The sequence below is a fragment of the Pseudoalteromonas sp. A25 genome, assembly GCF_009176705.1.
In the GTDB taxonomy this organism is placed as follows: Bacteria; Pseudomonadota; Gammaproteobacteria; order Enterobacterales; family Alteromonadaceae; genus Pseudoalteromonas.
Window position 1 is genome coordinate 472,246 of record NZ_AP021846.1, and the last position, 13,807, is coordinate 486,052.

At 40.3% G+C, this 13,807-nt stretch carries 9 protein-coding genes; 8 read left to right on the top strand and 1 reads right to left on the bottom strand.

Features of this window, described 5'->3' with window-relative positions; all coding sequences use genetic code 11:
* The first annotated feature begins 4 nt into the window (after positions 1–4).
* The 7 genes from GDK41_RS02190 (at position 5) to GDK41_RS02220 (ending at position 10,816) form a co-directional block, all read left to right on the top strand.
* The gene (locus GDK41_RS02190; protein WP_232056505.1) at positions 5–1,606 is read left to right on the top strand and encodes a heparinase II/III family protein; all 1,602 of its coding nucleotides are present in this window, start codon (positions 5–7) and stop codon (positions 1,604–1,606) included.
* A complete protein-coding gene (locus tag GDK41_RS02195) occupies positions 1,603–2,766 on the top strand; it encodes a glycosyltransferase family 4 protein (protein ID WP_152084878.1) in 1,164 nt (387 codons plus the stop codon). The genes GDK41_RS02190 and GDK41_RS02195 overlap by 4 nt, the downstream gene beginning before the upstream one ends.
* Positions 2,767–2,768: 2 nt before the next feature.
* Positions 2,769–3,698 (top strand): UDP-glucose 4-epimerase family protein, encoded by a 930-nt coding sequence (locus tag GDK41_RS02200; RefSeq protein WP_152084879.1) that lies wholly within the window; start codon positions 2,769–2,771, stop codon positions 3,696–3,698.
* A gap of 12 nt (positions 3,699–3,710) precedes the next feature.
* Positions 3,711–4,265: a sugar transferase gene (locus GDK41_RS02205; RefSeq protein WP_152084880.1), complete on the top strand. Its 555-nt coding sequence runs from the start codon at positions 3,711–3,713 to the stop codon at positions 4,263–4,265.
* A 134-nt stretch (positions 4,266–4,399) separates the two neighbouring features.
* A complete protein-coding gene (locus GDK41_RS02210) occupies positions 4,400–6,379 on the top strand; it encodes a polysaccharide biosynthesis protein (protein WP_152084881.1) in 1,980 nt (659 codons plus the stop codon).
* 315 nt (positions 6,380–6,694) lie between these two features.
* On the top strand, positions 6,695–8,806 hold the full coding sequence (locus tag GDK41_RS02215) for a YjbH domain-containing protein (protein ID WP_152084882.1): 2,112 nt from the start codon (positions 6,695–6,697) through the stop codon (positions 8,804–8,806).
* A 402-nt stretch (positions 8,807–9,208) separates the two neighbouring features.
* Positions 9,209–10,816, top strand: a complete 1,608-nt coding sequence (locus GDK41_RS02220; protein WP_152084883.1) for a hypothetical protein — start codon at positions 9,209–9,211, stop codon at positions 10,814–10,816.
* Positions 10,817–10,923: 107 nt separating this feature from the next.
* Here GDK41_RS02220 and GDK41_RS02225 read toward each other — a convergent pair whose 3' ends face one another.
* Positions 10,924–11,601, bottom strand: a complete 678-nt coding sequence (locus tag GDK41_RS02225; RefSeq protein ID WP_172971531.1) for a hypothetical protein — start codon at positions 11,599–11,601, stop codon at positions 10,924–10,926.
* A gap of 1,128 nt (positions 11,602–12,729) precedes the next feature.
* On the opposite strand from GDK41_RS02225, the gene GDK41_RS02230 reads away from it, so the two are divergent.
* A complete protein-coding gene (locus GDK41_RS02230; protein WP_152084884.1) occupies positions 12,730–13,689 on the top strand; it encodes a reverse transcriptase family protein in 960 nt (319 codons plus the stop codon).
* Positions 13,690–13,807 lie beyond the last annotated feature (118 nt).

Sequence of the window (13,807 nt, forward strand, 5' to 3'; positions counted from 1 at the left end):
TACCGTGAAATACCTTAAGTTTAAACAGTTTTACTATAGACTCTTATATAAAATCACAACGCCTACAGTTTATAAAGCAGAGCCAACTTCATGCAAATGTTGGGTTTGGTGTGGCCCAGAGGTTAATCCGCAAAGTATAACCTCAGAAACTACCGTAAAGTTTTTAAACCAAACAGGAAGTATAGTAACACTAGAAGATTGGAACTGCCCTAGTAAAACTAAGCTTTGGTTGTATAACCTTCATTATTTTGATGATTTAAGTTCTTTTGATTCCTTTAAAAGGTACGATTTACAACGGGGGTGGATAGAAAGGTGGATAGCTGATAATCCTCCTTGCTTAGGTAATGGGTGGGAGCCGTATCCAATATCATTACGGTTAGTCAACTGGGTTAAGTGGTGCAGTAAGCAAAAGCATGTTTCTCCTGCATATACCAAAAGTATGTTAGAGCAAGCCGATGCACTTTCTAAGCAGCTCGAATATCACATCTTAGGAAATCACTTATTTGCAAACGCTAAAGCTCTGACTTTTGTTGGAGCTTACTTAAATGGCGAACAAGCTGAGCGCTACTTAAATAAAGGCATTGATATTTTAGATAAAGAAATATCTGAGCAGTTTTTAGATGATGGAGCCCACTTTGAACTATCCCCCATGTATCACGAAATTTTGCTTTGGGATTTACTGGAGTTAATAGACTTAGCTCATACTAGTGATAATGATTTGCTAAAAAAATATAGCCATGGTTGGAGGGCTGTTGCAGTAAAAGCGCTTACTTGGCTTCAGGTGATGATTCACCCTGATGGGGAGATTAGTTTTTTCAACGATGCAGCTATAGGAATCGCCAAGCAGCCTAAAGATATTTTTAGCTACGCTAAAAAGCTAGGCATATTATGTGAGATGGACTCCAAAAGGTTAATCACAAACCCTACTAGCGGCTACAGCAGAGTAACTTTTGATGAATATACCCTTATCTTCGATCACGCTAATGTTGGACCTGATTACCTACCTGGTCATGCACATGCTGATACTTTAAGTTTTGAATTGTCGATTGGAGAGCAAAGAGTATTCGTTAACTCAGGTACTTCGCTTTATGGTATTAGTGAAGAGCGTTTAAGGCAGCGTGAGACGGCAGCACATAACACAGTTACGGTCGAAGGTTGCAGCTCCTCACAAGTTTGGTCTGGATTTAGAGTTGCTAAGCGAGCATATGCAAAGTTAAACCAAACAAGTTATAGTGATGGTCGTACATTATTGGTTGCAAGCCATGATGGTTATCTAAAGCAAAGCCCTAAACTTATTCATACCAGAAAGTTAGAGTGTTCAGGTAAGAGTATAAAAGTTCATGATGATTTATCACATGCTAAAGCTGCGTGCTTACACTTAAATATCCACCCAGAGCTTGATATTGTTCAAACTTCAGCTCGTGCGTGTGAGATTTTTAAACAAGGCACTAGATTATGTGTATTAGAAAGTGACAGTGCATTACAGTTAAAAGATAGTACGTGGCACCCTGAATTTGGTAAGTCTGTTCCAAACAAAAAAATCGAAATTAACTTTAACAGCGGTAGTATACGAACTGAAATAAGAATAATTAAGGGACTAGAGTGAAGATACTTTTTTTATCTTTTTATTATCAACCCGACCTTTGTGCTGGCTCGTTTAGAGCAAGCGCACTAGTTGAACAATTGAGGCAGCAAGAAGAAGTTGAAATCGATGTAATCACAACCATGCCTAATCGCTATGCTAGCTTTAATGCTGGCGCTAAATCAGAAGAGGTTTTAGATAATGTGCGCGTACGTCGAGTTGAGCTTCCCTCGCATAAAAGTGGCATGCTCGACCAAATAAAATCTTTTTATGCGTTTTACAACCAAGTGAATAAAGCTGTCAAAAATGAACAGTATGATTTAGTCTTCGCCACTAGCTCTCGGCTTTTTACTGCATTTCTTGGTGCTAGAATAGCGAAGCGTAAGAAGTTACCACTATATTTAGATATACGAGATATTTTCGTCGATACCATAAAAGACGTTCTAAACCCTAAGTTAGCACTTTTAATGAAACCAATCTTGAACATGGTTGAAAGCTATACATTCTCAAATGCACAGAGTATTAACCTAGTATCTAAAGGTTTTGAAGAATACTTTTACTTACGATATAAGAAGCCTAAATACACATTTTTTACCAATGGCATTGACAAAGAGTTTCTTAGCTTTGAAAAGCAGAATGTCAGCTCTGAAAGTACTTACGGTATCAAAACAGTTTTATATGCTGGCAACATAGGAGAGGGACAAGGTTTAAATACTATAATCCCTGAGCTTGCAAAAATATGTAAACAGAGGTACCACTTTAAAATTATAGGTGATGGTGGGCGTAAGGATTTATTGCTCTCCAGTTGTGAAAGTATAGATAATATCTCTTTCCACCCTCCAGTTAATCGCGAGCAATTATTAAAAGAGTACACCAGAGCCGATATTCTGTTTTTACACTTGAATGATTACCCTGCTTTTGAAAAAGTCCTACCTTCTAAAGTGTTTGAATATGCCGCTACTGGTAAGCCTGTTCTAGCTGGAGTAAGTGGTTACGCCGCTGAGTTTATAAAAGAAGAAGTAAGCAATGCTGCAGTGTTTTACCCTGGAGACGCTAAGGCTGGTCATAGTGCGTTAAGTAGCCTTAATAGTGAATACAGTGATAGAAAGGGTTTTATTGCAAAGTATACTCGCTCCAATATTATGAAAAAAATGTCCCTATCAATTTTATCTTGCCGAAGCTAAATATGAATACTTTATTGATTACTGGTTATTCTGGTTTTGTTGGTAGCTTGCTAGCTAAGGAGCTGCAAAGCAATAACGCTTTAAAACTTTTGGGGCGAAAAAAGTCAAATTTAGGCAAAGTTTATAAGCACAATATTGATGGTAGTGGTGATTACTCAAGTACGCTTAATAATGTTGACTGTGTAATTCATTGTGCTGCACGAGTTCATGTAATGAAAGACAGCTCGGTAGATCCTTTAGCTGAGTTTAGAGCTGTGAACACCGCTGGTACTGTGAATTTAGCTAAACAAGCTGCAAAAGCGAGTGTAAAACGCTTTATATTTGTTAGCACAATAAAAGTGAATGGAGAAAGCACATCAGGTAAACCAGCATTTACTCCATTCGATACACCTGCACCTGAAGACTTCTATGGAGTCTCAAAATCGGAGGCAGAGCAGCTGCTACTGGAGTTAGGTAAACAAACAGGGATGGAGATTGTGATTATAAGACCACCACTTGTGTACGGAGAAGGTGTGAAAGCTAATTTTGCATCTTTAATGAAACTTGTTGGTAAAGGGTTGCCTTTACCTTTTAGGTTAATAAACACTAATAAACGCAGTTTAGTATCTGTCTATAACCTGGTGGATTTAATCAAGGTGTGTATTGAGCACCCAAAAGCCGTTAATCAAGTTTTTTTAGTAAGTGATGACAATGATCTATCAACTGCTGAAATGGTGAGGCTTATGGCAAGGGTACAGGGCAAATCCAACTTTTCACTTCCATTACCTTTGTGGTGTTTTAAACTAGCAGGTAGTTTGCTGGGCAAACTAGATGTAGTTGATAGACTAACCGGCTCACTTCAGTTAGATATCACTCATACAAAAAACACACTTGATTGGTCTCCGCCTTATCCTGTTGAACTTGGCTTTAAACTTGCGGCTAAAAATTTATAAATGGAATATTTAATGATACGATTACTCGATTTTTTATTTGCCTTGTTTGGCCTTTTATTCGCTTTTCCTTTCTTGGTCATTTTGTACATCATTGGACTGTTTGATACTGGCTCACCGATTTTTACTCAAGAGCGTGTTGGTAGAAATAAAAAGCCATTTACTTTAGTGAAGTTTAGAACGATGAAGGTAGACACTGCATCTGTTGCGAGCCACCTTGCGAGCTCTTCTTCAATAACACCATTTGGTCACTTTCTTCGTAAAACAAAGCTGGATGAGCTTCCTCAGCTATGGAATGTATTAAAAGGTGAAATGAGCCTGGTTGGTCCACGCCCAGGTTTATACAACCAAGAAGAGCTTACATATGCAAGAGAAGTTAAAGGCATATATTCTGTAAGACCTGGGATCACAGGTCTTGCCCAGGTGAGCGAAATAGACATGTCTACCCCAGAATTACTTGCGACAACGGATAGGCAAATGATCGATACTTTGACAGTGGCTAATTATTTTAAGTATATAGTAATGACTGTAACAGGCAGTGGTTCTGGGGATAGGGTAGGTAAGCATTGATCTTAAAAGTTTTTTTAACTATAACCTATTAGTTTCTCAACATATAGTTTTACTACTTTTGTATATACTACAGCTTGTACTATGCTTAAGTTCGTCTGTAATTATAGTTCGAATTGGAATAAAAAAGGAACACAATGGATAGTTGGTTTCGTGTCTTGTTAAGCGCTTCTCGCAGCCAAAAGCGTCTTATTACTTTGGTTTTAGATTCAATTTTTATAATTTCTGCTTTTTGGTTGGCCCTGATTGTTCGGCTCGATAGCCTCGCGCCTTTAATGATTGCAAAAAACTGGTTGTTACTGGTTATTCTCTTACCCGCTAGTTTATTCATTTTTGTTCGTTTAGGGCTTTATCGGGCGGTGCTCCGTTATGTTGGGGCAAGTGCTGTAGGGGCTGTGGTATTAGGTACTGTTATAAGTACCGTGGTATTAGTTTTGTCTGCCTTTTTTACCCAAACCGTTATCCCTCGTACCATGCCGGTTATTTATGGTTGGTTAATGATACTCTCTTTGGGTGGCTCACGTATTTTGGTTAGGGCATTGATTTGGCGCTTATCTGCAGTAACCAAAACTCCGGTAGTTATTTATGGCGCTGGGGATGCTGGGCGACAGTTAGCAACAGCGCTGGCAACTGGTCCCGATTACTATGTTACTGCTTACCTCGACGACGATGATAACAAGCATGGCGCTATTATTCAGGGGATCCCAGTAATTCCGTTTGCAGAAATATATAACCTTATCGATAAAAAGCGCGTTAAAAAAGTGCTACTGGCACTGCCCAGTGCAACGCGCTCTCGCCGTAAAGAGATACTCACTAAGTTAGAAAAGCTACCTCTTGAAGTGATGACTGTGCCCGGTATGGCAGATGTAATTGATGGCAAAGCGCAACTTAGTGAGATAAAAGAAGTTGAAATAGAAGATCTACTAGGGCGTGATCCTGTCGCACCAAGAACCGAGTTATTGGCGGCTAATATAACTAATAAAGTGGTGATGGTTACTGGAGCTGGTGGCTCTATTGGCTCTGAACTTTGTCGGCAAATTATTAAAAATAGGCCACTTAAGTTAGTGTTGTTTGAAGTGTCTGAGTTTGGCTTATATAACATTGAAAAAGAGTTAAACCAGCTGGCCCTAAGTAAAAACATCGCACTTGAAATTGTGCCTGTGATGGGGTCTGTGCAGCGTATCAATCGTATTGAAACTTGTATGAAAGCGTTTGGTGTGCAAACAGTGTATCACGCTGCAGCTTACAAACATGTTCCGTTGGTTGAACAAAACGTGGTCGAGGGGGTGCGTAACAATGTATTTGGCACGTATCATACTGCAAAAGCAGCTATTAATGCAGGGGTAGAGACGTTTGTTTTAATCTCTACAGATAAGGCTGTTCGGCCCACTAATGTGATGGGTGCGACTAAGCGAATGGCAGAGTTAGCGTTACAAGCCTTATCTGAGAGCAAAGTAACGTCAAAAAATACCCGTTTTTGTATGGTACGTTTTGGTAATGTATTAGGCTCCAGTGGCTCGGTAGTGCCTTTATTTCGCAAGCAGATTAGAGAAGGAGGCCCAATCACTCTAACACATAATGATATCACTCGATTTTTTATGACCATACCAGAGGCAGCGCAATTAGTGATACAAGCCGGTGCTATGGGTAAAGGCGGCGATGTGTTTGTACTCGATATGGGTGAGTCTGTTAAAATTAAAGACTTGGCAACCAAAATGGTTCATTTGTCGGGCCTAGAAGTTAAATCTGAATCAAATCCTCATGGCGATATTGAAATTAAATGTACGGGGCTGCGCCCTGGTGAAAAGCTATATGAAGAGTTGCTCATAGGTGATAATGTTGAAGACACCCCACACCCACGCATAATGACGGCGAATGAGGTTAAGTTACCGCTAGGTGAGTTGGATAAACTTATTGAAAAACTAGATGCAGCTTGTCATAAATTTGATCACGAAGCTATTCGTAAGTTGTTACTAGAAGCGCCAACAGGTTTTAACCCTACCGATGGTATTTGTGATTTAGTATGGAATGAAAAACGTGTTGCACTAGAGCGAGAAGCCAAACAAGTAGTGAAGGCTGCAGATGATGTAAAAGTGGTTAATTTGCGTAAAGCTTAATGAGCATGTGGCACAAGGCACTTTATTGTTACAAGAGTGCTCTGCTTAACTCCTGTTATTTGTGAATAGTTACACCGCTTTTTAGTAATTTTATGAAAAGAACCAAGTGCTCTGGTGTATTGCGATTGTGTTAAACTTGCTTGGGCAAAGTACTTGTATTGAGTTGCAATGAATAAAGCTTATTTGAGATACGTAATGTTGATGTATTGATTGGCTTGGGTTTTCTTTACTTTCAATATACGATAGTTAAAACAGTAATAAAGTTAAAGTAAGGCTTTATTACAATGAATAAAAAATAAAAATTGGTCTGCGTACATGTCAAAAATAAATATAGTTCTTGCAGGCGGTGTAGTGCTTGCGAGTATGCCTGCTTTAGCAGATAGCCCAGCAAAAAGCTTTTCTTCATTTGCTGGTTATACTGGGCTATTTAATACACCAAATGCTGAAGTGTTAGAAAAGGGGTCGGTTGACTTTGGATACAACAATCAACTCGATTTACGTGGCACTAAATATATTGATGGTCATAATTTTATCTTTTCCGCAGGGATTTACGACGGCCTTGAAGTCAGCGGTCAGATTGCATCGAGTACAATACATGATAGTATGTTTGAAAATAAGGGCCAAACTCGAGATCTATCTTTTAATCTTAAGTATCAAATTCCTTATATTCCCAAAAACTGGTTCAATCTCGCCATCGGTGGTAAAGACTTAGGTGGTGCAGCAAATAACTACGAAACGTACTATTTAGCGGGCTCAAAAGAGTGGAATGATTTTAGGTTTTCTGCGGGGATTGCAGTTAGCGACCGCGCTACGGGGCAAATGGATGGTGCTTTTGCGGGTATTGAATGGCAGCCGCTAGATTGGTTTGCATTGCAATTAGAGCACGATGCAGATGCGGTGAATGCGGGTATTCGATTAACTGTTCCACGTGAGTGGATCTACGATGTGGGCACGTTAACATTCAGTGGCAAGTTGTACAGCAATACTGATTATGCGGATAAAAACACCTATTGGGGCTTAAACTTTTCAATGCCTTTGTTTGAGCAGGCAGTACTAAACGACCCTACTGAGGCTGCGCCTGCGCCTATTTTAGATAACCATAAAAATCGTGAAGCGGCATTTAAAGCCCACTATCAAAAGCAGCGAGAACTTGCGCAAAAGCCTTTAGAAGAGGCTAAGCAAGAGGTAGCGCAGCGTGATAAATTCAGTAAATCTCTTACTTTACAAACACGAGAGCTTAAAAACGCGTTAATAGACGATGGTTTTGAGGCTGTAAGCGTTGGTTTTAATCGTGAGCCACATATTGTTTTGAGCTTTGAGAACTTTGTATTCAACCGCAACGATATTGATGCAATAGGGTTGGTGCTAGGGCGCATCGCAGAGCACATTGATGAACCAGACGCTAAATATAGCATTCAGTTATTGAATCGTGGTATGCCTATGTTGTTTGTACGCGGTAGTGTTGATAATTATCGCGACTTTATTAATAGCAGTATTACGCCAGATATGGATATCCGTCGTGGTGAAATGGAGCCACTCGGCAGTGTGTCGTGGGTTGGTATGCCAAACGCGAATAGCCCTTATTTTACACCTCGCTTAACTATTGGCCCAGCGCTTAATCAACGAACTGCAACTGAGCTGGGCGTTTATGATTATTCACTTGCTGTAAAAGCAGATTTAGATTTGCCGATGTGGTACGGCGGTGGCTTAAGTGTGAGTGCTCAATCTGAATTAGCCAAAACGAGTGATTATGAACAAGGTAGGCCGTTTGGCCGCTTGGCTGAAAAAGATGGTATTACTCAAGCTACGTTATACCAGACTTTAGCGCTGCCTTACGGCATTTATAATCAAACGCATATCGGCTTTTTTAGAGAGTTTAATCAAGATTTCACTGGTATAAAAAACGAAACTGTTTGGCTAAGTGGTAATGGTCGTCATCAGTTTAAGGCAGATATTGGTTACTTAGAGTATCAAGATTACAACACAGAACGAGATTATCAGGCGTTGTCATATCGCTATAACTGGATTGAAAAAGATGTTAGCTTTCATGCAACGGCAGGGCGCTTTTTTTATGACGATAGCGGTGTAAAGGTCGAAACGCGCTTTTGGTTTGGAGACAGTTATATATCAGTATTTGCACAAGATACCGATGTGCAGGTGGCAGGGGTGTCGTTTAGCATTCCGCTTACGCCCCGTAAAGATATGCCAGCGACAAGTTATGGACAAATTAAAGGTAATGAGGCTTGGCAACATAGCGTCAGCACGCGTATCGGAGAATCACACAACAACGTAACAATTGGTCGAGCTAAGCAGATAGAAACACCGCTGAGTATCACTAAAACCCTTTTAAATCAGGGCCGACTTTCAAGTAGTTATATATATGCTAATTTAGCGCGTTTACGAGAAGCGTACTTGACTTATCGTTAGTGGGTCATTTACGACTTTTGTGAGTCATGTAACTTTAATAATTAATAAGCTTTTGAAAAGTTATAAGTTACGGTAGTTTTTACAAAGTAGAGCTTGTATAATTTATCGACTACTCTTAATCTATTTACGGTGACTTTAGCGTTTGAGCCTTAGCGTCTAATGTGTAAGGCTAAAACAGCTCGAACCGATGATTGGATACTAATTTATCGAAGGTGTTTTTAAGATAAAAATAGCTCAGTCAGTAAAAAAAATTATTGAACAGTGGGTGTAACTGCTCGCAGGTCAAAAATATAGGTAGGAAGAATTGGAAATAAGCGCAATGTTTCCTATAGTATTAATTTGAATTACAAACTGTGCGGGAGTTGTTTGGGCTCTTGCGAAAAAATGGAACAAGGACTAATCATGCTTGCTAATAAAAAATCTCTTTTGGCGATGTCTGTCGCTGCCTCGCTAACATTGACGGGTTGTTTTAGCGACAACGACAACAATGTTAAAGTAGATCCGCCTACACCACCTACGCCAACACCTACAGAAACGGTAGTGCCAGATACGCTAGTTACTGAGCAACCTTCTAAGGTGTTTTCTGTTAACGTAGTTAATGCTGCAAATTCAGATGTATTGTCTGGTGCAACAGTTTCGTTTGTAGTTAATGGCGAACCCGCAAACGTATTAACAGACGTAAACGGTGAAGATTTATCATCTGTAACTGTAGACGAAACAGGTAACTTTACTTTCTTAAATAAAGAAGGCGAAACAGGCAGTGTGACAGCGCTTGTGGCTAGTGAAGGTTATATTTCAAAGAGCTTTACTGTTGACTTATCTGCTGAAGTAGAAGGCGACGCAAATGATATTCCTTTAGAGTTTGGTTTGGTTTCAGCGGCAGCAACAGAAGGCGTTGAGGTTGCAGAGGAAAAAGCAGCTGTAACTGGTGGTACTACGGCTGAGGCAGTCACTGCCGCAGCGTCTGGTGAAGGCGCTAATGCAGAATTAACAGTACCTGCAAATACTGAATTTCAAAATGCAGCTGGTGAAGCAATTAGTGGCTCAGAAGTTACAATGAGCGTTATTGCTGCCGATTCAAGCAATGCAAATACTGGTGCGATTATTCCAGCTGGTTTGAATGATGGTTCTACAACTCAAGTTAAGAAACCAGTTGGCGTTACAAGTATCACAATGACGGATGATACTGGCGCAAAAATCAAAAAGTTCTCTAGCCCTATCAATGTGTCAGTTGCTATCCCTTCAGGAAATGATATAAAAGTGGGTGATCAATTAGACATTTCTTCATATGACGAAGATACTGGCGTATGGTCTGAAGAAACCAACAAAGCAACAGTTGTTAGCAATGGTGGTGCGTTATCTGCACAATTCGCAACTGACCACCTAACTTTCTTCTCAATGAACAAGAGTGTTCCAATCTGTACGGATGGTGTGACTGTGCGCGTTGTTGGCGGTACTCTGCCTGCACGTGGTTTAGCTGTAAGTATGACTTCACCAGATGGCTCTATTTCAAGCTACCTTCGCTCAAATTCTAAGCAAGTTATTTCGGGTGCCTCTACAGCAAGATTTGGTATTTCATCAGAAGCGGTTGCAAAAGTACGTTTATATGATAGAGCGGGCAATACTTGGTATGAGCAAGAAAATCAGGGAATTTGTGGCAATGTTGACGTTACTCTAACTAACTCTGTTCAAACGATTGAGAAAGAAGTTACTTTAAGCGGTGTATGTGCTGCAGATGAGACTAAAACGGCTGACCTTTCGGGTTCTATCGTAACTTACGCTAAAGATGGTAAAGCAGCTTCACTCGCTCAGGCGCTAGGTAATTCAACCTTTAAACTATCGGGTATTGAAGTGGGTGGTAACTACACCGTACGTGCAACTATCCGTGGTGCGAAAGTTCAAGGTGGCGGTCAATCACAAGTATTTACTTTTGGAAATGTTCAGAGCGCTGATACTCTAACAGGTTCAGTTCAGCTTGAGTGTAACCAAGTTCCAGTAACTGGTGGTTAAGCTTTTAAGCCATAAAGATTAAAAATGCCACCTAAATAGGTGGCATTTTTGTAAGTGTTATTTTTAGTTAAGCACTGAGTACGTAAGATTTTTATCACTATATTACTCTAACTATGCCGGCTAACAAACCGTTGCCAGTGTACATTACTGTTTATCACTCTGATTGGAGCAACAATTTGTTTAAGTAGGTTTGGCTTTGGTGGCTGTATGAGCGCTTCATCTTTTAACCCCATCAGATAGTGAAAGGCGGGCTTATTAGCCCGCTGAATGGCGGCAATACGAACTTGCTGTTCAAAGTTTAAACGCAAACTACTTATGGCGGTTTTGTGCCCTTGTTGATCTACATTGGGTAGACCACACTTTTGCAAATAACCTAAGCGCTCACCCTCACCTGAAAACCAGATCCTCACTTTTTCACTGTAGCGACCTGATTTGGAAGGTAAATCAAATAGTAACCTGTCTTGGTTTTCTCTTTTGACAAACTGAATATATTGCTCAAGCCCCGCTTGCCAAAGGGCTGTGTGTATCGGAACAAAGCGGTGCTGGATTTTACCGTGGGTGGTAAAATTAAACCCGTGAATGCTATCAATCGTCACTACATCAGCGAGTGTTAAGTTGCCTATTTCATCGCTGTATGCACCAGCGTAATAGGCTAGGAGTGGCAGCCAAAAATGCCAGTGCTTGGGCTGCTCTCGAGGTTGTTTTTCATCACCGTAGATATAACCATTAAAAAGCGTGTGTAGTTCCATAGCAGAAAAAGCCCGTCGGCCTAAATGCGATTTCATGCTTGTTGTTATACCTATTTAGCTTTCAAGTGCTTAGTGTATCTTTTTAGTATGGCTTAAATAAAGCCTCCGACGTGTTTTATTACTCACTTTAATCCAACATAGCCGCATATTTGATATTAAGGTATACTACGCGGCCAAACTTGCGTTGTACTTTATTTTAGTCTCTTTAAAGGCACACTTCATGACTTTAGCACATACTCATTTCCGCCGTTTTAGCGTAGCGCCTATGCTGGATTGGACGGACTTTCAATAAAATTAGGTGGTCTTAAGCTTTAAGGGTGATACTAGGATGACTAAGAATTGTGGTGGGTCACCCCCCCTTTACAGCGTAATGCAATTACTTTATTATTCATTTGCTTTCCTACTTTTGGTGGACTTTGAATTATCGCAGACTAGCGAAAGCTTAAAATTAAGGTAATACCTTGCGGAGTGTAAACTCTAACTGATCCGGTGAGGCGGCTGCGCCTATTCTCGCCTCTGGGCGCCCGGATCGCCACGCTGTGAGCGTGGCAGGTTAGCACTGCTGGTAAATCCCTCTAATAATCAAGTGAACGTGGACTTATTAAATACCCTGCGAGGCACATGTGTGTCGTATTTTGTAAGGAGATAGAGTAATGTCTATTATGAAGCGTTTGAAAGCTCTTAGAGGGCGATTTTTTGGAACAGTTGGGCGTCTTTTAGGGCACCCGCTGGTAGTACAGGTTTTTGTTAGTGTGTTAGGGAGGCTTCTACTATGGCTGGCAAAACTGAGTATTATTGGCCTACTATCCTACGTAGGAATTACCATTCCAACTTTCTAAGTTCTTCGTGGACTTGGGGGATCACCAGCGGGGCATATAACCTTGAATTATGACTGTAAGCTTCTAGTTAAGTTTAGAGAGTATCTTCAGCTTAGTGCGAGTTGTGTTGCACAAGAATTAGGTATATCGGTAGATTATCTAAACGACATTGAGTCTGGAAGACAACCTGCCCCAAAAGCGTTGATTGACTTCTATGCTAAATCCTTACGTGTACGCTCTTCACACCTTCTTGCAATACTTTCTTCAGAAAAACGTACCGCTTCAACTCGTCCCGTCAATAAAGTACTAAATAAGTATTTCGGGCTTATTCAAAAGATGAAAGAAAATGAAGAAAAATAAGTCATACAAAATTCATCAAAGTCCTTTATACAAACTAAGGTCTCACAAAAAGCTTGCATCTTGTTTGGGCTTGGAAAAAGAGCAAACGCTACGTCGTCTTATAAAACAAGGTGATAAAAATTATTATGTGTCTAAATTACCAGATGGACGGGTCATCGAAGTACCTAAGCCCCAGTTAAATCGAGTTCATCGAAGAATCAATAAATTACTTACTCGAATTGAGGTTCCGGAATATTTGAATTCAGGAGTGAAAGGGCGTTCTAATGTTAAAAATGCTCGCGAGCACACTGGGGAGCTATCTGTTCTAAAACTTGATATTAGAAAATTCTACCCGTCTGTAACTGAACAGCAAATTGCTCGCTGCTTTGTTAAATCTTTTGGTTGCACAAAAGATGTTGCTGAAACTTTATCGAAACTTTGCGTTGTCGATGGGCATTTGCCAACGGGAAGCTCTATAAGTCAGTCTTTATCATTTACTGTTAATCGGCCGGTGTTTGATCATCTAAATACCTATGCTAAAGCAAGAAAGATAAAATTTACTTGTTACGTGGATGATTTGACGTTCTCTGGTCAAGCAATACCAAAAGAATTTTGTAAGTATGTAACTGCATACCTGAAAAGGAGTCGCGGGTTTAGGTGTCATAAAATCAGAGTGTATAAAGCAATTACCCCAAAATCTATCACAGGGGCGATTGTAGTTGGTAATGTGCTGAAGGTTAAAAACTATCACCGCAAGCGTATACAGAGACTTTTGCATTTATACAATTTTATGGTTAAGCGCTACCAACCCGATGATGAAAAGCTGATTAATTACTTTCAACGGCTTCAAGGCCACCTGTATTCAGCTGCTCAAGTCAACCCACGCTACAGGCAAATGGGGGACATCATTGTTCAAAGGCGCTGTAATTTAGGCGTACCTGCATTGAACCAGAACACGAAAAAGTAGCGTCTGTTTAACAGGCATTTAAGAGTGATTCCTAACGCTTAGCACTTTTTATTCCATAGTTAGATTTGTGTTTACGGTGGTATAGTCAGGTTTCGTGGTAGCGTTGTTCACACCTTAA

What these genes read in the sequence shown, in the direction of transcription:
- GDK41_RS02200 (WP_152084879.1), top strand. Translation starts at nt 2,769, where the DNA reads ATGAATACTTTATTGATTACTGGTTATTCTGGTTTTGTTGGTAGCTTG.
- GDK41_RS02230 (WP_152084884.1), top strand. Translation starts at nt 12,730, where the DNA reads ATGAAGAAAAATAAGTCATACAAAATTCATCAAAGTCCTTTATACAAA.
- GDK41_RS02215 (WP_152084882.1), top strand. Translation starts at nt 6,695, where the DNA reads ATGTCAAAAATAAATATAGTTCTTGCAGGCGGTGTAGTGCTTGCGAGT.
- GDK41_RS02225 (WP_172971531.1), bottom strand. Translation starts at nt 11,601, where the DNA reads ATGAAATCGCATTTAGGCCGACGGGCTTTTTCTGCTATGGAACTACAC.
- GDK41_RS02220 (WP_152084883.1), top strand. Translation starts at nt 9,209, where the DNA reads ATGCTTGCTAATAAAAAATCTCTTTTGGCGATGTCTGTCGCTGCCTCG.
- GDK41_RS02210 (WP_152084881.1), top strand. Translation starts at nt 4,400, where the DNA reads ATGGATAGTTGGTTTCGTGTCTTGTTAAGCGCTTCTCGCAGCCAAAAG.
- GDK41_RS02205 (WP_152084880.1), top strand. Translation starts at nt 3,711, where the DNA reads ATGATACGATTACTCGATTTTTTATTTGCCTTGTTTGGCCTTTTATTC.